The 20,242-nt window shown below is 68.3% G+C and carries 19 protein-coding genes; 16 read left to right on the top strand and 3 right to left on the bottom strand.

The window, feature by feature from the left end; translation table 11 throughout:
- Positions 1 to 2 precede the first annotated feature (2 nt).
- The 3 genes from AC07O4_RS21725 to AC07O4_RS21715 are packed head-to-tail and all read right to left on the bottom strand — an operon-like array spanning position 3 to position 3,583.
- Positions 3 to 1,202, bottom strand: coding sequence for a CaiB/BaiF CoA transferase family protein (locus AC07O4_RS21725; protein ID WP_495305628.1), 1,200 nt, complete (start codon positions 1,200 to 1,202; stop codon positions 3 to 5).
- Positions 1,203 to 1,213: 11 nt separating this feature from the next.
- Positions 1,214 to 2,308 carry an acyl-CoA dehydrogenase family protein gene (locus AC07O4_RS21720; RefSeq protein ID WP_095746815.1) on the bottom strand — a complete coding sequence of 365 codons (1,095 nt, stop codon included), beginning with the start codon at positions 2,306 to 2,308 and terminating at the stop codon, positions 1,214 to 1,216.
- A gap of 21 nt (positions 2,309 to 2,329) precedes the next feature.
- A complete protein-coding gene (locus AC07O4_RS21715; protein ID WP_495305627.1) occupies positions 2,330 to 3,583 on the bottom strand; it encodes an acyl-CoA dehydrogenase family protein in 1,254 nt (417 codons plus the stop codon).
- Positions 3,584 to 3,757: 174 nt separating this feature from the next.
- On the opposite strand from AC07O4_RS21715, the gene AC07O4_RS21710 reads away from it, so the two are divergent.
- From AC07O4_RS21710 to AC07O4_RS21635, 16 genes are all read left to right on the top strand, one after another.
- Positions 3,758 to 4,996 carry an ABC transporter substrate-binding protein gene (locus AC07O4_RS21710; protein WP_495305626.1) on the top strand — a complete coding sequence of 413 codons (1,239 nt, stop codon included), beginning with the start codon at positions 3,758 to 3,760 and terminating at the stop codon, positions 4,994 to 4,996.
- 68 nt (positions 4,997 to 5,064) lie between these two features.
- Positions 5,065 to 6,279 (top strand): ABC transporter substrate-binding protein, encoded by a 1,215-nt coding sequence (locus AC07O4_RS21705; RefSeq protein ID WP_495267054.1) that lies wholly within the window; start codon positions 5,065 to 5,067, stop codon positions 6,277 to 6,279.
- A gap of 44 nt (positions 6,280 to 6,323) precedes the next feature.
- Positions 6,324 to 7,964 (top strand): 3-(methylthio)propionyl-CoA ligase, encoded by a 1,641-nt coding sequence (locus AC07O4_RS21700; protein WP_070062790.1) that lies wholly within the window; start codon positions 6,324 to 6,326, stop codon positions 7,962 to 7,964.
- A 172-nt stretch (positions 7,965 to 8,136) separates the two neighbouring features.
- Positions 8,137 to 9,810: a sigma-54-dependent Fis family transcriptional regulator gene (locus AC07O4_RS21695; protein ID WP_062475161.1), complete on the top strand. Its 1,674-nt coding sequence runs from the start codon at positions 8,137 to 8,139 to the stop codon at positions 9,808 to 9,810.
- A gap of 222 nt (positions 9,811 to 10,032) precedes the next feature.
- A complete protein-coding gene (locus tag AC07O4_RS21690) occupies positions 10,033 to 10,302 on the top strand; it encodes a phenol hydroxylase subunit (RefSeq protein ID WP_495305625.1) in 270 nt (89 codons plus the stop codon).
- 45 nt (positions 10,303 to 10,347) lie between these two features.
- Positions 10,348 to 11,352 carry an aromatic/alkene monooxygenase hydroxylase subunit beta gene (locus AC07O4_RS21685; RefSeq protein WP_495305624.1) on the top strand — a complete coding sequence of 335 codons (1,005 nt, stop codon included), beginning with the start codon at positions 10,348 to 10,350 and terminating at the stop codon, positions 11,350 to 11,352.
- A gap of 33 nt (positions 11,353 to 11,385) precedes the next feature.
- A complete protein-coding gene (locus tag AC07O4_RS21680) occupies positions 11,386 to 11,682 on the top strand; it encodes an MmoB/DmpM family protein (protein ID WP_174250302.1) in 297 nt (98 codons plus the stop codon).
- 37 nt (positions 11,683 to 11,719) lie between these two features.
- Positions 11,720 to 13,303, top strand: coding sequence for an aromatic/alkene/methane monooxygenase hydroxylase/oxygenase subunit alpha (locus tag AC07O4_RS21675; protein ID WP_139706669.1), 1,584 nt, complete (start codon positions 11,720 to 11,722; stop codon positions 13,301 to 13,303).
- A gap of 95 nt (positions 13,304 to 13,398) precedes the next feature.
- Positions 13,399 to 13,761 (top strand): phenol hydroxylase subunit P4, encoded by a 363-nt coding sequence (locus tag AC07O4_RS21670; protein ID WP_354344627.1) that lies wholly within the window; start codon positions 13,399 to 13,401, stop codon positions 13,759 to 13,761.
- Between the two features lie 18 nt (positions 13,762 to 13,779).
- Positions 13,780 to 14,838, top strand: a complete 1,059-nt coding sequence (locus AC07O4_RS21665; RefSeq protein WP_495305623.1) for an NADH:ubiquinone reductase (Na(+)-transporting) subunit F — start codon at positions 13,780 to 13,782, stop codon at positions 14,836 to 14,838.
- A gap of 13 nt (positions 14,839 to 14,851) precedes the next feature.
- Positions 14,852 to 15,196, top strand: coding sequence for a 2Fe-2S iron-sulfur cluster binding domain-containing protein (locus AC07O4_RS21660; protein WP_495305622.1), 345 nt, complete (start codon positions 14,852 to 14,854; stop codon positions 15,194 to 15,196).
- Between the two features lie 31 nt (positions 15,197 to 15,227).
- Complete coding sequence (locus tag AC07O4_RS21655; RefSeq protein WP_495305621.1) at positions 15,228 to 16,160, top strand: catechol 2,3-dioxygenase; 933 nt, start codon at positions 15,228 to 15,230, stop codon at positions 16,158 to 16,160.
- A 13-nt stretch (positions 16,161 to 16,173) separates the two neighbouring features.
- Positions 16,174 to 17,628, top strand: a complete 1,455-nt coding sequence (locus AC07O4_RS21650) for a 2-hydroxymuconic semialdehyde dehydrogenase (protein WP_495305620.1) — start codon at positions 16,174 to 16,176, stop codon at positions 17,626 to 17,628.
- A gap of 10 nt (positions 17,629 to 17,638) precedes the next feature.
- The gene (locus AC07O4_RS21645) at positions 17,639 to 18,475 is read left to right on the top strand and encodes an alpha/beta fold hydrolase (protein WP_495305619.1); all 837 of its coding nucleotides are present in this window, start codon (positions 17,639 to 17,641) and stop codon (positions 18,473 to 18,475) included.
- Between the two features lie 34 nt (positions 18,476 to 18,509).
- Entirely contained in the window at positions 18,510 to 19,292 is a 783-nt protein-coding gene (dmpE, locus tag AC07O4_RS21640) for a 2-oxopent-4-enoate hydratase (protein ID WP_495305618.1), read from the top strand.
- A gap of 13 nt (positions 19,293 to 19,305) precedes the next feature.
- The gene (locus AC07O4_RS21635; RefSeq protein ID WP_159272878.1) at positions 19,306 to 20,235 is read left to right on the top strand and encodes an acetaldehyde dehydrogenase (acetylating); all 930 of its coding nucleotides are present in this window, start codon (positions 19,306 to 19,308) and stop codon (positions 20,233 to 20,235) included.
- Positions 20,236 to 20,242: the final 7 nt, after the last annotated feature.

The following is a 20,242-nucleotide window of genomic DNA, read 5'->3' as shown; positions in this document are numbered from 1 at the left end:
GGTCATGCGGCGTTCTTTCGTTCGTTCATGAGGGTCACGCCCAGCTCGCGCGCCACTTCGGCGCTGTGCTGGCCGGGCGTCGCGGCGTGCGACAGGTCGGCGTAGGCATAGCCCGAGAAGCGCACCGGTGGGCGCACTTCAAGATACGCGCCTTCGGTCGGATGCGTGCGCTGTCGGAAAAGGCCGGCGGCCTGCAGCTGCGGGTCGTCGGGCAGGTCGGCGATGTCGTTCACGCGCATCGCGGGCACGTTGGCCTTCTTCAATATGTCGAGCCACTCGGCCGTGGTGCGCTCGGGCAGGATCGCGGCGGCGGCCTCGTACATGCGGCTCATGTGCTTGCGGCGCAGCGCCTTGTCGGCCAGTTCGGGCGCTTCGAGCACCTCGGGGTGGCCGGCGGCCTCGAAGAAGCGCAGCCAGCGGTCGTCCAGGTAGGGCGCAATGGCGATGTAGCCGTCGCGCGTGCGCATGGGCTGGCGCATGGGGTCGATCTGGCGCGGGTACAGCGCGGGGCCGGTGGGCGGCACGAAGGTCTTGTCGCACAGGTGCTCCACGAGGTTGAAGCTGGCGAGCGACTCGAACATCGGCACCTCCACCTGCTGGCCCTCGCCGGTGCGCAGCCGGTGCACCACGGCGGCGAGCACGGCGTACGCGGCGTGCAGGCCCGAGACCTTGTCGGCCATGGTCATCGGCACGTAGCGCGGCTGCGGGTTGCCGTCGACCTTGGGCGGCAGCGAGGCGATGCCCGATGCGGCCTGGATGATGTCGTCGTAGGCCTGCAGCGCGGCGTACGGCCCGCGCTGGTCGAAGCCGGTGCAGTGCACGTAGACGATGTCGGGGCGGATGGCCAGCACGTCGTCGTACGAGAGGCCCGCGCGCGCGATGGCGTCGCTGCGCACGTTGTGGATGAATATGTCGCTGGTCTCGATGAGGCGGCGCATCGCGGCGCGGCCGTCCTCGCTCTTCAGGTCCCAGACGACGGAGCGCTTGCCGCGGTTCAGCCGCAGGTGCACGGGGCTCATCAGCGGCGTGACGGGCGGCGTGCCGATGATGCGGATGCTGTCGCCCTCGGGCGGCTCGACCTTGACCACCTCGGCGCCGAGGTCCGCGAGGATCTGCGTGCAGTAGGGGCCGAAGATCACCGTGGTGAGGTCGACGATGCGCAGGCCTTCGAGCATGCGGGGGGCGGTGGATGGTGTGGTCATGGGATGGGAGGTCATGCGGCGACGAGGCCCTGCATCTCGGCGGCGAGGTGGCGCACGCGCTCGGGCCCGCCGAGCAACTGGCGGTTGAAGCCGATGCGCTTGAACCAGTAGTGCAGGCCCAGCAGGTCGGTGATGCCCATGCCGCCGTGCACCTCGGTGGCGGTGCGGGCGACGAAGGTGCCGGTTTCGCTCAGGTGCGACTTGGCGTGCGCGGCGAGCAGCGCGGCTTCTTCGGGCAATGCATCGAAGGCGTGGGCCGCGTACCAGACGAGGGCGCGGCCGGGCTCCAGCGCGGCGGCCATCTCGGCGCACAGGTGCTTCACGGCCTGGAAGGAGCCGATCACGCGGCCGAACTGGCGGCGCTCCTTGGCGTAGGCCACGGCCTGGCCGATCATGGCTTCGCCCGCGCCGAGCGTGTCGGCGGCGAGCAGGGCCCAGCCTGCGCTGCGCAGGCGCGCGAGCGTGGCCGGGCTGGCGTTGGGAAGCCGCTCGGCCTTCACCTGGGCGAAGTGCAACTCACCGAGCGGGCGCGTCGCGTCGATGCTGCGCAGCGCACCGCGCGTGAGGCCCTGCGCATCGGCGCGCACGAGGTGCAGGCCGCCCGCGCGGTCGGCCACGATGAACACATCGGCCGCGCCCGCGTCGAGCACGAAGAGCGCGCTGCCGTCGAGCGTACCGTTGGCATTGGCCGTCACGCCGGCGCCATCGCGCGCGCCGGCCACGGCCTCGGCGATGGCCACGCCGGCGATGCATTCGCCGGCCGCCAGGCGCGGCAGCCATTCATCCTGTTGCGCCGCGCTGCCGGCCTCGCGCAGCGCGAGCGGTGCGAGCACGGCGGTGCCGAGGAAGGGCGTGGGCGCGACATGGCGGCCCAGTTCTTCGGCGGCCAGCGCGGCGTCGAGCAGCGACAGGCCGAGCCCGCCGAAGGCCTCGGGCACGAGCAAAGCCGGCACGCCGACCTCGCACAGCGTGCGCCAGACCTCGCGGTCCAGCGGCAGGTCGTCGGCCGCGACGCGGCGCACACGGTCGAGCGGGCAGGCGCGTTCGAGCGCGCGGCGCAGGCTGTCCTGCAGCAGCTTCTGGTCGGCGGAGAGGGCGAATTCCATGAGGTGCTTTCTTTCAACCGATCAGGCGAGGCGCGGTTCGCGCGGCATGTCGAGCCCGCGTTCCGCGATGATGTTTTTCTGGATCTGCGCGGTGCCGCCGCCGATGATCAGACCCAGGTCGAACATGTAGCGCTCCTGCCAGAGCGCCTGCGCGCGCAGGTGCGCGCTGCCGGGCATCAGGAGGCCCAGCTCGCCCAGCGCGTCGATGGCGAGCGCGGCCAGCTGGTGGCGCAGCTCGCAGCCCTGCAGCTTCACGACCAGCGCGGCCAGGCCCGGGTCTTCGCCGGTGGCCGCGGCCGTGAGCAGCCGCAGGCCGTGGCACTTCTGTGCCAGCACCTGGCCCTGCAGCCGCATCAGGCGGTCGCGCAGCACGGGCTGGTCGATGAGGCGCGAGCCGTCGACGGTCTCGGCCTGCATCAGCGTGGCGAGCTCCTGGTAGCGCTGGGTCGTGAGGTTGGGGTTGCCCAGCGAGCCGCGCTCATGCTTGAGCGTGGCGTTGGCCACCTTCCAGCCGTCGCCGCGCTGGCCCACGATCTGGTGCTGCGGCACGCGCACGTCGGTGAAGAAGACCTCGTTGAACTCGGCGTGGCCCGTCATGGTCTTCAGCGGGCGCACCTCGATGCCGGGCGTCTTCATGGAGAACAGCAGGTAGCTGATGCCCGCATGCTTCGCGGCGCCGGGCTCGGTGCGCACGAGGCAGAAGATCATGTCGGCCACGTGCGCGGTCGAGGTCCAGATCTTCTGGCCGTTGATGACGAAGTCGCCGCCGTCTTCGGTGGCGCGCGTTTGCAGCGAGGCGAGGTCGGAGCCCGCGCCGGGCTCGGAGTAGCCCTGGCACCAGACCACCTCGCCGCGCAGCGTGGGGCCGATCCATTCGCGCCGCTGCGCCTCGCTGCCCAGCTCGAGCAGGGTGGGCACCAGCATCGAGATGCCCTGGTTGCCCAGCGGCGGCGCCACGCCGGCGCGCGCGAACTCCTCGGTGATGAGGTGCGACTCCATGACGTCGGGCGCCGCGCCGTGGCCGCCGTAGTCGCGCGGCACGGTGCGGCCCGCGTAGCCGTGGTCCAGCAGCAGGCGCTGCCACGCAAGGGCGTCGGCGTCGGGGCGTTCGGCGGTGCGCGCGAAGGCCGAGCGGTGGCCGTGCGTGGCGAGGAACGCGCGCAGCTCGTCGCGAAAGGCTTCGTAGCGGGGATTGAGCGTGAGGTCCATGCGGTGCTTGCCTTCGGTGCCCGCCGCGTTGCGCGGCGGTGGGTGTGTCTCCGTGTCGAGGTCCATGCTAGGGGCAACCCTCAGCCGCTCTCAATCGTCCGTTCCGACGATGTGACGCGCAGGAGGCGCTGCCTACCATCCAGCCCGAACGCCGCACGAGGTCCGCAAGAGACCGATGCGAGGCCGACAAGAGGCCCGCGGCCGCAGCTTCTTTTTCACGAGAACGACGGAGACAACACCATGACACGTTCCCTCATTTCCGCCCGCCCCGGCACGCGCCGCCGCCTGCTGGGCGCCGGCCTGGCCGCCACGCTCGGTTTGACTGTCGCCTTCACGGCGCAGGCCCAGAAGCGCTACGACCCGGGCGCGAGCGACACCGAGATCAAGATCGGCCACATCGTCCCGTACTCGGGCCCGGTGTCGGCCTACGGCACCATCGGCAAGGCGGCGGCGGGCTACTTCGCCAAGCTCAATGCCGAGGGCGGCATCAACGGCCGCAAGGTCACGTTCATCTCGCTGGACGACGCCTACAACCCCTCGAAGACGGTGGAGCAGGCGCGCAAGCTGGTCGAGCAGGACGAGGTGCTGGTGCTCTTCGGGCCGCTGGGCACGGCGCACAACCTGGCCATCCAGCGCTACATGAACGCCAAGAAGGTGCCGCAGCTGTTCGTGGCCACGGGCGCCACGCGCTTCGGCGACCCGAAGGCCTTCCCCTGGACCATGGGCTGGCAGCCCACGTACCAGACCGAAGGCAAGATCTACGCGCAGCACATCCTCTCCACCAAGCCCAACGCGAAGATCGCCGTGCTCATGCAGAACGACGACTTCGGCAAGGACTTTCTGAAGGGCTTTCTCGAAGCGCTGGGCGACAAGGCCAAGACGATGATCGTGGCGCAGTCGACCTACGAGGTGACCGACCCGACCATCGACAGCCAGATGGTCAACCTGAAGGCCTCGGGCGCCGACACCTTCTTCAGCATCACCACGCCCAAGTTCGCAGCGCAGGCGATCCGCAAGGCGGCCGACATCGGCTGGAAGCCCACGCAGTACCTGTCGAGCGTGTCGGTGTCGGTGTCGGCGGTGATCAAGCCGGCGGGCCCCGAGAACGCGGTGGGCGTGATCTCGGCCACTTACCTGCGCGACCCGGCCGACGACATGTGGAAGGGCGCCAAGGAGTACGAGGACTACAAGACATGGTTCAGCAAGTACTACCCCTCGGGCGACCTGAGCGATTCGCTCAACGTGCTGGGCTACTCGTCGGCGCAGACGCTGGAGCAGGTGCTGCGCAAGGCGGGCGACGACCTCACGCGCGCCAACATCATGAAGGTGGCGGCCAACCTGCAGTACAGCCCGCCCATGCTCTACCCGGGCATCGAGGTGAAGACCTCGCCGACGGACTTCTATCCGATCGAGCGCATGCAGCTGGTGCGCTTCAATGGCACGCGCTACGAGCCCTTCGGCAAGGTGCTGGGCGATTGATCGATGCCGCACGGGCCGCACCGCCGGCCCGCTTTTCATTTCCCCTTTTCGTTTTCATTGAAGCTTCCATGACCTCCATCGTTCGACTGGCCGCCGCCCTGGGCGGCGCGGCCCTCCTGTTCACCGCCGGCGCGGCCCTCGCGCAGAAGAAGTACGACACCGGCGCCTCCGACACCGAGATCAAGCTCGGCATGGCCATGCCCTACAGCGGCCCGGTGTCGTCGTACGGCATCGTCGGCAAGGTCAACGAGGCCTACTTCAAGATGGTGAACGACAAGGGCGGCATCAACGGCCGCAAGGTCAGGCTCATCAGCTATGACGACCAGTACACGCCGCCGCGCACCACCGAGGTGGTGCGCAAGCTGGTCGAGCAGGACGAAGTGCTCGCCGTGTACGGCAACCTGGGCTCGGCATCGAATGCCGCGATCCAGCGCTACATGAACGCCAAGAAGGTGCCGCACCTGTTCCTGGGCGTGGGCGCCGACCGCTTCAACGACCCCAAGGCCTACCCCTGGACCACGCCCTACATGCCCAGCTACGAGGGTGAGGGCAGCCTGTACGCGAAGAACATCCTGAAGACGATGCCCAACGCGAAGATCGCCGTGCTCTACCAGAACGACGACTTCGGCAAGGACTTGCTCAAGGGCCTGAAGAAGGGCCTGGGCGACAAGGCCTCGATGGTGGTGGCCGAGGCCTCGTTCGAAGTGGCCGACCCGACGGTCGATTCGCAGATCATCAAGCTGCAGTCGTCGGGCGCCGACGTGTTCGTCAACTTCGCCACGGCGCGCTTTGCCGCGCAGGCCATCCGCAAAGCGTGGGACATCGGCTGGAAGCCCAAGCAGCAGTACCTCACCTACGTGTCGGCCTACGTGAAGATGACGCTGGAGCCCGCGGGCCTCGAAAAGTCGAAGGGCATCATGGCCATGGCCTTCTTCAAGGACGCCGCGCAGCCGCGCTGGGCCAACGACCCGGCCACGCAGGAGTTCCTGGCCTTCATGAAGAAGTACGCGCCCAACGAAGACGTGAACAACGCCGCCGGCGTGTACGGCTACGGCGTGGCGCAGGCCATGGAGACCGTGCTCAAGGCCTCGGGCGACAACCTCACGCGCGAGAACGTGCTCAAGCAGGCCACCACGCTGAAGAACATGCGCACCGGCATGCTGCTGCCCGGCATTGCGCTGAACACCTCGGCCACCGACTACTTTCCGTTCAACACGCTGCAGCTGGTGCAGTTCAACGGCAAGGAGTTCGAGCCCATGGGCGATTCGATTGCCGTGAAGTAGCCTTCGCAGACGCACGCTCAAAAGAACCACAGGAGACACACACCATGTTCGGACTGATGCAGGACCGCCCGCTGCTGATCTCGTCGCTGATCGACCACGCGGCCACCTTCCACCCCCACGTCGAGATCGTCGGGCGCACCGTCGAAGGCCCGGTGCACCGCACCAACTACCGAGAGGTGCAGCGGCGCTCCAAGCAGGTGGCCAACGCGATGAAGGCGCTGGGCGTGGCGCCCGGCGACCGCGTGGGCACGCTGGCGTGGAACACCTACCGGCACCTGGCGCTGTACTACGGCGTGTCGGGTTCGGGCGCGGTGCTGCACACGGTGAACCCGCGGCTCTTTCCGGAGCAGATCGACTACATCGTCAACCACGCCGAAGACAAGGTGCTGTTCTTCGACACCAGCTTCGCGCCGCTGGTCGAGAAGCTCGCCCCCAAGCTCAAGAGCGTGCGCGCCTTCGTCGCCATGACCGACCGCGCCCACATGCCGGCCATCGACGTGCCGAACCTGCTGTGCTACGACGAGCTCATCGGCGCGCAGAGCGAGGACTACACCTGGCCCGAGTTCGACGAGCGCACGGCGTCGTCGCTGTGCTACACCTCGGGCACCACGGGCAACCCCAAGGGCGTGCTGTATTCGCACCGCTCCACCGTGCTGCATTCGCTGATGGAATGCGCGCCCGACACCTTCGGTGTGTGCTCGCAGATGACGCTGCTGCTGGCCGTGCCCATGTTCCACGCCAATGCCTGGGGCATGCCGTACTCGGCGCCGATGGTGGGCGCCAAGCTCGTCATGCCCGGCCCGCACCTGGACGGCCAGAGCCTGTACGAACTGATGCGTGACGAGAAGGTGAGCTTCTCGCAGGCGGTGCCCACCGTGTGGCTGATGCTGTTCCAGTACTTCGACGCCCACCCCGAGATCGACACCCGCGCCATCGGCCTCAAGCGCATCGGCGTGGGCGGCGCCGCCACGCCGCGCGCCATGATCGAGCGCTTCGAGCGCGACTTCGGCGCCGACTTCGTGCAAGGCTGGGGCATGACCGAGACCAGCCCGATCGGCGTGATCGGCAACCTGCTGCCCAAGCACCTCGCGCTCCCGAAAGAGGAGCAGACGACGGTCAAGATGCGCCAGGGCCGCGGCGTGTGGGGCGTGGAGCTCAAGATCGTCGACGAGAACGGCCAGCGCCTGCCGCACGACGGCGTGGCCTTCGGCCACCTGCATGTGCGCGGTCCGTGGATTGCGAGCGGTTACTTCCGCAGCGAAGGTGGCGACGTGCTCGATGCCGAGGGCTTCTTTCCGACCGGCGACGTGGCCAACATCGATGCCGACGGTTATGTGCAGCTGGTCGACCGCGCCAAGGACGTCATCAAGTCGGGCGGCGAGTGGATCTCGTCGATCGACCTGGAGAACGCCGCCAGCGCGCACCCCGCCGTGGCCGAGGCGGCGGTGATCGGCATCGCGCATCCGAAGTGGCAGGAGCGGCCCCTGCTGATCGTCGTGAAGCGTGCAGGCGCAGAGGTCACGGGCGAGGAACTGCTCACTTTTCTTTCGCAGCGCGTGGCCAAGTGGTGGCTGCCCGACGACGTGGCTTTCGTCGACAGCCTGCCGCATACAGCCACCGGCAAGCTGCTGAAGACCAAGCTGCGTGAGCAGTTCAAGGGCTACGTCGCGGCCAAGTCAACTTGATGACAGTTGTTCGTTCTTTCTGTGCATAACTCTGTGGGTTGCTTGAGGAGGCGAGCCAGCAGAGCGAGCATTGGCGCGGCTTCGCACCACGTTGCCTGTTGATTGAGCAGCCTTGTCGTCCGTCCTTGCAGGAGAATGTAGGAGGAACGGATTCCAGACAAGTAAAGGGGACATGGTGGGAGAACTTCTTTCTCTCCTGCGCTTCAGCGCCGGCTCGGGCCATATCTGGCTGGACGAGCAGCGCATGCTGCTCATGCATGCCCGGGCCTTCGCCGAACTGCGCCGCGAACTGCTCGACTCGCTGGGCATCGAGCGCGCGCGCGGCCTGCTGGTGCGCATGGGTTTTGCTTCCGGCCTGCGCGACGGCGAGGTGGCCGTGCGCGAGCGCCTTGCCGGCATGCGCGCCGAAGACGCCTTCATGCTCGGGCCGCGCCTGCATTCCATCGAGGGCATCGTCTCGGTGCAGAAGGTGCAGGTCGACCTCGACGTGGCCACCAAGCATTTCTACGGCGAATTCCTCTGGGAGAACTCCTGGGAATGCGAAGCCCACGTGGCCGACTTCGGCTACGGGGAAGACCCGCAGTGCTGGTCGCAGATCGGCTATGCCTCGGGCTACACCACCGCCTTCATGGGGCGGCTCGTGGTGTTCAAGGAAGTCGAATGCACCAGCATGGGTGACAGCCGCTGCCGCATCGTCGGCCAGGCCGCCGAGGCGTGGAACGACGAGCACTACCTGGAGTACTTCCGCCAGCACCATGTGGCCGAGAAGCTCATCGATTTCAACCTCGGCCTGCAGCACCTGCGCCGCCTGCAGCCGCGTCGCGAGTACGACCAGAAGCTGGTCGGCGTGTCGCCGGGTTTTCGCGCCGCCTTCGAGCTCATGCGCAGCGCGGTCGACAGCGCCATCACCGTGCTGCTGCTCGGCGAGACCGGCGTCGGCAAGGAAGTGTTCGCTCGCTGGCTGCACGACAACGGGCCGCGCGGCAAGCAGCCCTTCATTGCCGTCAACTGCGCGGCGATTCCGGCCGACCTGATCGAGGCCGAGCTGTTCGGCGTGGAAAAGGGCGCCTACACCGGCGCCCACCATGCGCGCGCCGGGCGCTTCGAGCGCGCGCACGGCGGCACCCTGTTCCTGGACGAGGTGGGCGACCTGCCGCTGGCCGCGCAGGTCAAGCTGCTGCGCGTGCTGCAGACCGGCGAGGTCGAGCGCCTGGGCGCCGAGCAGCCGACCAAGGTCGACGTGCGCATCGTGGCCGCCACCAACGTCAACCTGCAGCAGGCCATGCAGGCCGGCAAGTTCCGCACCGACCTGTTCTACCGGCTCAACACCTTCCCGATCCAGATTCCGCCGCTGCGCGAGCGCACCGCCGACATCCCGGCGCTGGTGGCGCGCTTCGTCGAGAAGTACAGCGCGCTGTACGGCAAGAAGCTGCGCGGCCTGACCGACAAGGCCGCGCTCGACGTGCACAAGCACGCCTGGCCCGGCAACATCCGCGAGCTGGAGAACGTGATCGAGCGCGCCGTGCTGCTGGCGCCCGACCACGGCGACATCGAGGCCTGCCACCTGTGGATGCAGCCGCCGGGCGCGCCGCCCGACAACCAGCTCGACGCCAGCGGCAAGGTCGCCACGGGGGCCTCGGCTTCGGGCGCCGACGCGAGCGAGCTCGACGCGCTGTGCCAGCGCGTGCTCGAGCAGAACATCGACATCGCCTCGCTCGAGCAGCGCCTCATGCAGACCGCGATGCAGCGCGCCAAGGGCAACCTGTCGCAGGCCGCGCGGTTGCTGGGCATCACGCGCCCGCAGCTGGCCTACCGGCTGAAAAAGGAAGGCCTGCCGACGTCCTGAGCGGACGCCGGCCGGCGTTTTCCGGTTTTCACCATTTGATCAAGCTGCACCGCAGCAAATGATCAAACCAGCATCCGGGACTTCCCGGTGCTTCGGGCCCGCAGGCGCAGCGGGCCCATGCAAATCAATCACTTAGCCACGCTGGCACGCCCGTTGCCCTTATCAGGCCGGGCGGCGCTGGTGCCGTCCACCTGTTGATAGATTGAACAAGTGATGCCCTCGATGCAGCCCGACCCCCGCAGCGGCAGCGCCGCACAGATGACCGGCCAGCCGTGCTTCGTGCGCGTCACCGGCACGCGCGGCACGCGCTTCGTGGAGTTCGAGTTCGCCATCGGCGACCCCGAGCTGGCCGTGGAGCTGGTGCTGCAGTTCGACCAGTTCCGCGAGTTCTGCGCGCGCCACGCGGCGCGCCACCTGAGCACCGAAGAGGGCGCGCGGCTGGACTTCGAGCGCATGAAGTGGCGCTTCGGCGCGCCCGGCATCGACCACTGACGACCACCCCGCATTTTTTTCCCGCGACAACCAAGGAGACACCCCGTGCAAGTCGACATCAAGACCTCGGACATCCGGCCGATCCGCCAGACCTTCTCGCATGTGGCGCGGCGGCTCGGCGACAAGCCGGCCTCGCGCTACCAGGAGGCCACGCTGGACATGCAGCCCACCGCCAACTTCCACTACCGGCCGCTGTGGGACCCGCAGCACGCGCTGTACGACAAGCGCCGCACGGCGCTCGTGATGGCCGATTGGTACAGCTTCAAGGACCCGCGCCACTACTACTACGGCGTGTACACCATGACCCGCGCGCGCCAGGGGGAAGGCGCCGACCGCCAGTTCGAGTTCGCCGAGAAGCGCCAGCTGCTGGCCCAGGCCGATGCGGGCGTGCGCGAGTCGCTGCAGCAGGTGCTGGTGCCGCTGCGCCACTACGAGTGGGGCGCCAACATGAACCACAGCTACTGCTGCGGCTACGGCTACGGCACGGCCATCACGCAGCCCTTCATCTACGCGGCCATGGACCGCCTGGGCATCGCGCAGTACCTCTCGCGCGTCGGCCTGCAGATCGACGCCAACTCGGGCCGCGCGCTGGACGCCGGCAAGGAGGCCTGGCTCGCGCACCCGGCCTGGCAGGGCGTGCGCCGCCTGATGGAAAACCTGTTCGTCACGAAGGACTGGTTCGAGGTGTTCGTGGCCCAGAACCTCGTGCTCGACGGCCTGCTGTACCCGCTGGTCTACCGCCACTACGTGAACGCGCACAGCGCCGCCACCGGCAACGCGCTGGCGATGCTGACCGAGTTCATGAACGAGTGGTTCGACGAGAACGTGCGCTGGGTCGACGCCACGCTGAAGACCGCCGCCGACGAGTCGCCCGCGAATGCCGAGCTGCTCGCGCAGTGGTACGCCAGCTGGCGCGACCAGGCCGTGCAGGCGCTGGCGCCGCTGGCCGCGCTGGCCCTGGGCGCACAAGGCGCCGAGGTGCTCAAGACGCTGCACGCCGCGCTCGATGCGCGCGTGGCCCGGCTGGTGCGCACGGGCGCCACCGCCTGACGACCGAATCGATCGAACCAAGGAGACCACCCCATGACCACCGCCACCGCCGAAGTGTCCCGACCGCCCGTCTTCATTGCCCTGCAGACCGGCGAGGCCGCGCGCGCCATCGTCGAGGCCATCGTGGCCGACAACCCCGGGGCCACCGTCACCGAGTACCCCGCGATGGTGAAGATCGATGCGCCCGGCCGCCTCGTGATCCGCCGCGAGAGCGTCGAAGCCCTGGTCGGCCGCCGCTGGGACCTGCAGGAACTGCACCTGAGCCTGATCTCGCTGTCCGGAAGCATCGAAGAAACCGACGACGAATTCACCCTCCACTGGGGCGCCTGAGCCCAGCCCCCACCGGACCACGACCAAGGACCACGCCATGACCACCCAAGCAGCAGCAAAGACCCCCGCCACCCCGCGCCTCGGCCTGAAGGAACGCTACGCCATGATGACGCGCGGCCTCGGCTGGGAGACCACCTACCAGTCGATGGACGACGTGTTCCCGTTCGACAAGTTCGAGGGCATCAAGATCCACGACTGGGACCAGTGGGAAGACCCGTTCCGCCTCACGATGGACGCCTACTGGAAGTTCCAGGGCGAGAAGGAGAAGAAGCTCTACGCCATCATCGATGCGTTCCAGCAGAACAACGGCCAGTTCAACATCAGCGACCCGCGCTACCTGAACACGCTCAAGCTGTTCCTCACCGGCGTCTCGCCGCTGGAGTACGCGGCGCACCGCGGCTATGCCATGGCCGGGCGCTCGCTGCGCGGCGTGGGCGCGCGCGTGGCCTGCCAGATGCAGTCGATCGACGAGCTGCGCCATGCGCAGACGCAGTTCCACACCATCAGCCATTTCAACAAGTACTTCCACGGCTTGCACGACCCGCAGCACATGCACGACCGCGTGTGGTACCTGTCGGTGCCCAAGAGCTACTTCGAGGACGCGATGAGCGCGGGGCCCTTCGAGTTCATCACCGCCATCTCGTTCTCCTTCGAGTACGTGCTGACCAACCTGCTGTTCATGCCCTTCATGAGCGGCGCCGCCTACAACGGCGACATGGCCACCGTCACCTTCGGCTTCTCGGCGCAGAGCGACGAGTCGCGCCACATGACACTGGGCCTGGAGGTGGTGAAGTTCATCCTCGAGCAGGACCCCGACAACGTGCCCATCGTGCAGAAGTGGGTCGACAAGTGGTTCTGGCGCGGCTACCGCCTGCTCACGCTGGTCGCGATGATGATGGACTACATGCTGCCCAAGCGCGTCATGAGCTGGTCCGAGGCCTGGGAGATGTACTTCGAGAAGAACGGCGGCGCGCTGTTCGAAGACCTGGCGCGCTACGGCATCCGCATGCCCAAGTACCACGAGGTCGCGTCGAAGGAAAAGAGCCGCATCTCGCACGAGGCCTGGGCCATCTTCAACAACTACGGCCACGCCGCCAACTTCAACGTCTGGGCACCCAAGCCCGACGAGATGAGCTGGCTGGCCGAGAAGTACCCCGAGACCTTCGACAGCCTGTACCGCCCGCGCTTCGAGTGGCTGGCCGAGCAGGAGAAGCAGGGCAAGCGCTGGTTCAACAACACGCTGCCCATGCTGTGCCAGACCTGCCAGATCCCGATGGCCTTCACCGAGCCCGACGACCCGACCAAGATCTGCTACCGCGAGAGCAGCTACCACGGCATGAAGTACCACTTCTGCTCCGACGGCTGCAAGGACGTGTTCGACGGCGAGCCCGAGAAGTACGTGCAGGCCTGGCTGCCGGTGCACCAGATCTACCAGGGCAACTGCTTCCCCGAGGGCACCGACCCGACGGTGGAAGGCTTCAACCCGCTGGCGGCCGTGCTCGACTACTACCACATCAACGTCGGCGCCGACAACGGCGAGTTCAACACCTCGCCCGACAAGGCCAACTGGGAACGCTGGACAGGGCAGGACCTGTCGGCGGCCGAGCCCAAGGTGGCCTGAGCACCCAGGCCCCACCACCCCTCATCGACCCCCGCGCTCCCGCCGTGCCCCACGCACGGCGCGGGCGGCGCTCACCCCGAAACAAGGAGACCGACATGTCTGTTGTTGCACTCGCCCCCGGCTACACCGGCACCGTCATGGACAGCGAAGACCGCTTCCACGGCAACCGCCTGCTCTACATCGGCTGGGAAGACCACCTGCTCTTCTGCGCCCCCGTGTGCCTGCCGCTGCCCGCGGCCATGCCCTTCGGCGCGCTCATCAGCGACGTGCTGCCCGGCGTGTACGGCAGCCACCCCGACTTCGAAAAGGTCGACTGGTCGAAGGTCGAATGGTTCGACTCCGGCAAGCCCTTCGCGCCCGACGCGGCGAAGTCGCTGGCCGACAACGGCCTGGTCCACAAGTCGGCGCTGCGCTTTCGCACGCCCGGGCTCACGGGCATCGGCGGCTCGTTCAGCTGAGTACCGGAGGGCCTTGCCATGAGCTTCCAGATCATGATCGAGCCGCTCGGCCAGGCCGTGGCGGCGCGCGACGGACAGACCGTGCTCGACGCCTGCCTGCGCGCCGGCGTGTGGCTGCCGCACGCCTGCGGCCACGGCGTGTGCGGCACCTGCAAGGTGCAGGTGCTCGAAGGCGAGTGCGAGCACGGCGATGCGTCCAACTTCGCGCTCATGGACTTCGAGCGCGACGACGGAAAGATCCTCGCGTGCTGCGCGATGGCGCAGGCCGACCTGGTCATCGAGGCCGAGATCGACGAAGACCCCGACGCGCAGTTCCTGCCGCTGGAAGACTTCGACGCCGAGCTGGTCGAGGCCCGCATGCTCACGCCCACCATCCGCGGCCTGTGGCTGCGCACCGACCGGCCGGCGCCGTTCCAGGCCGGCCAGTACGTGATGCTGCACGTGCCGGGCGTGGAGGGCGCGCGCGCCTTCTCGATCGCCAACGCACCCGACGACCACCTGGTCGAGCTGCACATCCGCCGCGTGCCCCACGGCCGCGCCACCGGCTGGCTGCACGACGAACTGCAGGTGGGCCAGCGCCTGCGCTTCACCGCGCCCAACGGCCGCTTCTTCGTGCGCAAGTCGGCCGGCCTGCCGATGATCTTCGTGGCCGGCGGCTCGGGCCTGTCGAGCCCGAAGTCGATGGTGCTCGACCTGTTGGCCGAAGGCTGCACCTTGCCGATCACGCTGGTGCAGGGCGCGCGCAACACCGAGGAGCTGTACTACCGCGCGCTCTTCGAGCAGCTCGCCGAGCGGCACCCCAACTTCACCTACGTGCCCGTGCTGTCCGACCTGCCGGCCGACAGCGACTGGCCTGGCGCGCGCGGCTTCGCGCACGAGGCGCTGAAGGCCCACTTCGCCAACGACTTCCGCGGCCACAAGGCCTACCTGTGCGGGCCGCCACCGATGACCGAGGCCTGCATCGCCACGCTGATGCAGGGGCGGCTGTTCGAGCGCGACATCTACACCGAGAAATTCTTCACCGCTGCCGATGCGGCCTCTGCAGCGCCGCGCAGCCCGCTCTTCAAGGCGTTGTGACGTGGAGCCGGTCATGCGCTTTTCCGTCGCCATCGGCAACACCCACGAGCACTACCTGTGCCGCGCCGACCAGACCCTGCTCGGCGGCATGGAGCAGCTCGGCCGCAAGGGCATCCCGGTCGGCTGCCGCGGCGGCGGCTGCGGCGTGTGCAAGGTGCGCATCGAGTCGGGCGCCGTGCGCCGCGAGCGCATGAGCCGCTGCCACGTCAGCGCCGAAGAAGAGGCCCAGGGCTACGTGCTGGCCTGCCGCGCTTACCCGCAGAGCGACCTGGCCCTGCGCGCCGTCGAGAAGCTGGCGCGCTGCATCGAGCGGCGACTGGCCACGTCGCAGCCCGCCGTTCCCCGTTCCCCCACCTGAACTTTTCCCTCACTCACCAAAGGAGACTTCCATGGCACTCACTGGCGTCATTCGCCCCGGACACGTGCAACTGCGCGTGCTCGACCTCGGGGCCGCCCTCACGCACTACCGCGACGTGCTGGGCCTGATCGAAACCGGGCGCGATGCGCTGGGCCGCATCTACCTCAAGGCCTGGGACGAGCACGACCACCACAGCGTCGTGCTGCGCGAAGCCGACGAGGCCGGCATGGACTTCATGGGCTTTCGCGTCGATTCGCCCGCCACGCTTGACCAACTCGCCGCCGACCTGAAGGCCAGCGGCCTGGCCACCGACATGCAGTGGATCGAAGCCGGCGAGCACCTGCGCACCGGCAAGCGTTTTCGCTTCACCGTGCCCACCGGCCACGCCATCGAGCTCTTCGCCGAGAAGGAGAAGGTCGGCAACGGCATGCCGTATGAAAACCCCGAGGTCTATCCCGACGACCTCAAGGGCATGGCGCCTTCGCGCTTCGACCACTGCCTGCTGTACGGGGACGACCTGGACGGCACCATGAAGCTGTTCACCGAGGTGCTGGGCTTCCAGCTGGCCGAGAGCGTGGTGGCGGGTCCCGAGCGCATGTACATCGCGGCCTTTCTCACCTGCTCGACCAAGCCGCACGACATCGCCTTCATCCGCCACCCCGAGAAGAACAAGTTCCACCACGCCTCGTTTCTGCTCGACAACTGGGGCGAAGTGCTCAAGGCGGCCGACATCATCACCAAGAAGCGCGTGTCGCTGGACATCGGCCCCACGCGCCACGGCATCACGCGCGGCGAAACCATCTACTTCTTCGACCCGAGCGGCAACCGCAACGAGGTGTTCTCGGGCGGCTACATCTTCTACCCCGACAAGCCGCCGCTGGTGTGGACCGACGACGAACTCGGGCGCGCGATCTTCTATCACGACCGCAAGCTCAACGAGAACTTCCTGAGCGTGGTGACCTGAAGGAGACGGTGCGATGAAACAGTTCATGAACTTCATCGGCGGCGAGTTCGTCGCCACGACGAAGACCTTCGACAACCGCGCGCCGGTGGACCACCGCGTCATCGGCAAGGTGCACGAGGCCGGCCGCAGCGAGGTCGACGCGGCCGTGCGCGCCGCGCGTGCGGCCCTCAACGGCGAGTGGGGCCGCATGAGCGTCGCGCGCCGCGTCGAGCTGCTGCATGCCGTGGCCGACGAGATCAACCGGCGCTTCGACGACTTCCTGGCGGCCGAGATGGCCGACACCGGCAAGCCGCACGCGCTGGCCTCGCACGTCGACATCCCGCGCGGCGCCGCCAACTTCAAGGTGTTTGCCGACATCGTGAAGAACGTGCCCACCGAGAGCTTCGAGATGACGACGCCCGACGGCGGGCAGGCGCTGAACTACGCCGTGCGCTCGCCGCTGGGCGTGATCGGCGTCGTGTGCCCGTGGAATCTGCCGCTGCTGCTCATGACCTGGAAGGTCGGGCCCGCGCTGGCCTGCGGCAACACGGTGGTGGTCAAGCCTTCGGAAGAAACGCCGGCCACCGCCACGCTGCTGGGCGAGGTGATGAACGCGGTCGGCATCCCGCCGGGCGTCTACAACGTGGTGCACGGCTTCGGGCCCGACTCGGCCGGCGAGTTCCTCACCACGCACCCGGGCGTGGACGGCATCACCTTCACGGGCGAGACGCGCACCGGCGAGGCCATCATGGGCGCGGCCGCCAAGGGCGTGCGGCCCGTGTCCTTCGAGCTGGGCGGCAAGAACGCCGGCATCGTGTTCGCCGATGCCGATTTCGACAAGGCCGTGGCCGGCATCACGCGCTCGGCCTTCGAGAACTGCGGCCAGGTGTGCCTGGGCACCGAGCGTGTCTACGTGCAGCGGCCGATCTTCGACAAGTTCGTCGCGGCGCTCAAGGCCAGGGCCGAGGCGCTGAAGCCGGGGCCGTCAGAAGAAGCCGGCGTGGGCATCGGCCCGCTGATCTCGCGCGAGCACCAGCAGAAGGTGCTGTCGTACTACGCGAAGGCCGTGAAGGAAGGCGCCACCGTCGTCACCGGCGGCGGCGTGCCCTCGATGCCCGGCGCGCTGGCCGAGGGCCACTGGGTGCAGCCCACCATCTGGACCGGCCTGCCCGAGACGGCCTCGGTGATCCGCGAGGAAATCTTCGGCCCCTGCTGCCACATCGCGCCCTTCGACACCGAGGAAGAAGCCATCGCGTTGGCCAACGCCACCGACTACGGCCTGGCGACCACCGTGTGGACCGAGAACCTGGGCCGCGCGCACCGCGTGGCCAGGCAGGTGCAGGTCGGCATCTGCTGGGTCAACAGCTGGTTCCTGCGCGACCTGCGCACGGCCTTCGGCGGCGCCAAGTCGTCGGGCATCGGCCGCGAGGGCGGCGTGCATTCGCTCGAGTTCTACACAGAACTTCGCAACGTCTGCATCAAGCTGTGAGGGTCCCGCGGTGAGCAACCCCGAAATCGCGAACAGCGTGCGCACTGGCGCCTTCCACACCAACGTCCACGACCTGGGCGAGGGCGCGCCGGTGCTCTTCATCCACGGCTCGGGCCCGGGCGTGAGTGCGTGGGCCAACTGGCGGCTGGTGCTGCCGGTGCTCGCGCAAACGCGCCGCGTGATCGCGCCCGACATGGCCGGCTTCGGCTTCACCGAGCGCGTGCCCGGCGCGGCCTACACCATGGACGCCTGGGTGCAGCAGGCGCTCGACCTGCTCGACGCGCTCGACATCGAACGCGCCGACGTGGTGGGCAACTCCTTCGGTGGTGCGCTGGCATTGGCGCTGGCCATCCGCGCGCCGCACCGCGTGCGCCGGCTGGTGCTCATGGGCAGCGTGGGCGTGCCGTTCGCGATCACGCCGGGGCTCGACGCGGTGTGGGGCTACACGCCCTCGTTCGCGAACATGCGCCGGATCATGGACGTGTTCGCGTTCGACCGCGCCCTCGTCACCGACGAGCTCGCGCAGCTGCGCTACGAGGCCAGCATGCGGCCCGGCTTCCAGGAGACCTTCGGCGCGATGTTCCCGGCGCCGCGCCAGCGCTGGGTCGATGCCATGGCGAGCCCGGAGGCCGCCATTCGCGCCCTGCCGCACGAGACGCTGCTGATCCACGGCCGCGAAGACCAGGTGATCCCGCTGGCCACCTCGCTCACGCTGAGCCAGTGGATTCCCCGCAGCCAGCTGCATGTGTTCGGCCGCTGCGGCCACTGGACGCAGATCGAGCACAGCGCGCGCTTCGTCCGCCTGGTCGGCGACTTCCTGAACGAAGCCGATCGACCGATTGATTGATTCACCCGAGACAGAGCAAAGGACAGAACCCACCATGGACCCCACCCTCATCCAGCGGCTCGGCGACGAGCTCTACGACGCGCTGCGCGAGCGCAGCGTCGTGGAGCCTCTCACCAGCCGGCACGCAGGCATCACCATCGCCGACGCCTACGGCATCCAGCAGCGCATGATCGCGCGCCGCCTCGACGCCGGCGAGCGCGTCGTCGGCAAGAAGATCGGCGTCACCTCGCGCGCCGTGATGAACATGCTGGGCGTGTTCCAGCCCGACTTCGGCTACCTGCTCGACGGGATGATCGTCGGCGAGGGCGAGTCGATCGACAGCCGCACGCTCATCCAGCCCAAGGCCGAAGGCGAGATCGCCTTTCTGCTCAAGCGCGACCTCATGGGTCCCGGCATCGGCAACGCCGACGTGCTGGCCGCCACCGAGTGCGTGATGCCCTGCTTCGAGATCGTCGACTCGCGCATCCGCGACTGGAAGATCCAGATCGCCGACACCGTGGCCGACAACGCTTCGTGCGGCGTGTTCGTGCTGGGCGATCACGCGGTCGATCCGCGCCGCATCGACCTGGCGACCTGCGGCATGGTGCTGGAGAAGAACGGCGAAATCATCGCCACCGGCGCGGGCGCCGCCGCGCTCGGCTCGCCGGTGAACGCGGTCGCGTGGCTGGCCAACACGCTCGGTGCGCTGGGCATCGGGCTCAAGGCGGGCGAGGTGATTCTGTCGGGCGCGCTCGCCGCCATGTTCCCCGCCAAGGCCGGCGACAACTTCCGCGTCTCGATCGGCGGCCTCGGCGGCTGTTCGGTGCGCTTTCACTGAAGGAGACAACCCCATGACGACCCCGACGAAGATCAAGTGCGCGCTGATCGGTCCCGGCAACATCGGCACCGACCTGCTCGCCAAGCTGCAGCGCAGCCCGGTGCTCGAACCCGTGTGGATGGTGGGCATCGACCCCGAATCCGACGGCCTCAAGCGCGCCCGCGAGATGGGCCTGAAGACCACGGCCGAGGGCGTGGACGGTCTCTTGCCGCATGTGCAGGCCGACGGCGTGCAGATCGCGTTCGACGCCACCAGCGCCTACGTGCACGCCGAGAACAGCGCCAAGCTCAACGCGCTCGGTGTGCTCATGATCGACCTCACGCCCGCGGCCATCGGCCCGTTCTGCGTGCCGCCGGTCAACCTCAAGAGCCTGCTGATGGAAGGCGGTGCGCGGCCGGCCAACGTCAACATGGTCACCTGCGGCGGGCAGGCCACCATCCCGATGGTGGCGGCGGTGTCGCGCGTGCAGCCCGTGGCCTACGGCGAGATCGTGGCCACCGTGTCGAGCCGCTCGGTCGGCCCGGGCACGCGCAAGAACATCGACGAGTTCACGCGCACCACGGCCGGTGCGGTCGAGCGCGTGGGCGGCGCTGCGAAGGGCAAGGCGATCATCATCGTCAACCCGGCCGAGCCGCCGCTGATCATGCGCGACACGGTGCACTGCCTCACCGAAGGCGCGCCCGACGAGGCGCGCATCACGGCCTCGGTGCACGAAATGATTGCCGAGGTGCGCAAGTACGTGCCGGGCTACAAGCTCGTGAACGGGCCCGTCTTCGACGGCCACCGCGTGTCGATCTACCTGGAGGTCGAAGGCCTGGGCGACTACCTGCCCAAGTACGCCGGCAACCTCGACATCATGACCGCCGCCGCGGCGCGCACGGCCGAAATGTTCGCCGAAGCGATGCTCGCCAGCCTCCCGCAACCCGAGCCCGCCGTGGCCTAGGAGCACC

It is taken from the genome of Variovorax sp. GW821-FHT09D04, assembly GCF_059416405.1.
The sequence above is the reverse complement of the archived record's forward strand: the minus strand, read 5'-3'. Positions and strand labels throughout refer to the sequence as shown.

Coding starts and splice junctions, on each gene's coding strand:
- AC07O4_RS21725 (WP_495305628.1), bottom strand. CDS start 1,202: ATGACCACACCATCCACCGCCCCCCGCATGCTCGAAGGCCTGCGCATC.
- AC07O4_RS21720 (WP_095746815.1), bottom strand. CDS start 2,308: ATGGAATTCGCCCTCTCCGCCGACCAGAAGCTGCTGCAGGACAGCCTG.
- AC07O4_RS21715 (WP_495305627.1), bottom strand. CDS start 3,583: ATGGACCTCGACACGGAGACACACCCACCGCCGCGCAACGCGGCGGGC.
- AC07O4_RS21710 (WP_495305626.1), top strand. CDS start 3,758: ATGACACGTTCCCTCATTTCCGCCCGCCCCGGCACGCGCCGCCGCCTG.
- AC07O4_RS21705 (WP_495267054.1), top strand. CDS start 5,065: ATGACCTCCATCGTTCGACTGGCCGCCGCCCTGGGCGGCGCGGCCCTC.
- AC07O4_RS21700 (WP_070062790.1), top strand. CDS start 6,324: ATGTTCGGACTGATGCAGGACCGCCCGCTGCTGATCTCGTCGCTGATC.
- AC07O4_RS21695 (WP_062475161.1), top strand. CDS start 8,137: ATGGTGGGAGAACTTCTTTCTCTCCTGCGCTTCAGCGCCGGCTCGGGC.
- AC07O4_RS21690 (WP_495305625.1), top strand. CDS start 10,033: ATGCAGCCCGACCCCCGCAGCGGCAGCGCCGCACAGATGACCGGCCAG.
- AC07O4_RS21680 (WP_174250302.1), top strand. CDS start 11,386: ATGACCACCGCCACCGCCGAAGTGTCCCGACCGCCCGTCTTCATTGCC.
- AC07O4_RS21675 (WP_139706669.1), top strand. CDS start 11,720: ATGACCACCCAAGCAGCAGCAAAGACCCCCGCCACCCCGCGCCTCGGC.
- AC07O4_RS21670 (WP_354344627.1), top strand. CDS start 13,399: ATGTCTGTTGTTGCACTCGCCCCCGGCTACACCGGCACCGTCATGGAC.
- AC07O4_RS21665 (WP_495305623.1), top strand. CDS start 13,780: ATGAGCTTCCAGATCATGATCGAGCCGCTCGGCCAGGCCGTGGCGGCG.
- AC07O4_RS21660 (WP_495305622.1), top strand. CDS start 14,852: ATGCGCTTTTCCGTCGCCATCGGCAACACCCACGAGCACTACCTGTGC.
- AC07O4_RS21655 (WP_495305621.1), top strand. CDS start 15,228: ATGGCACTCACTGGCGTCATTCGCCCCGGACACGTGCAACTGCGCGTG.
- AC07O4_RS21650 (WP_495305620.1), top strand. CDS start 16,174: ATGAAACAGTTCATGAACTTCATCGGCGGCGAGTTCGTCGCCACGACG.
- dmpE (WP_495305618.1), top strand. CDS start 18,510: ATGGACCCCACCCTCATCCAGCGGCTCGGCGACGAGCTCTACGACGCG.
- AC07O4_RS21635 (WP_159272878.1), top strand. CDS start 19,306: ATGACGACCCCGACGAAGATCAAGTGCGCGCTGATCGGTCCCGGCAAC.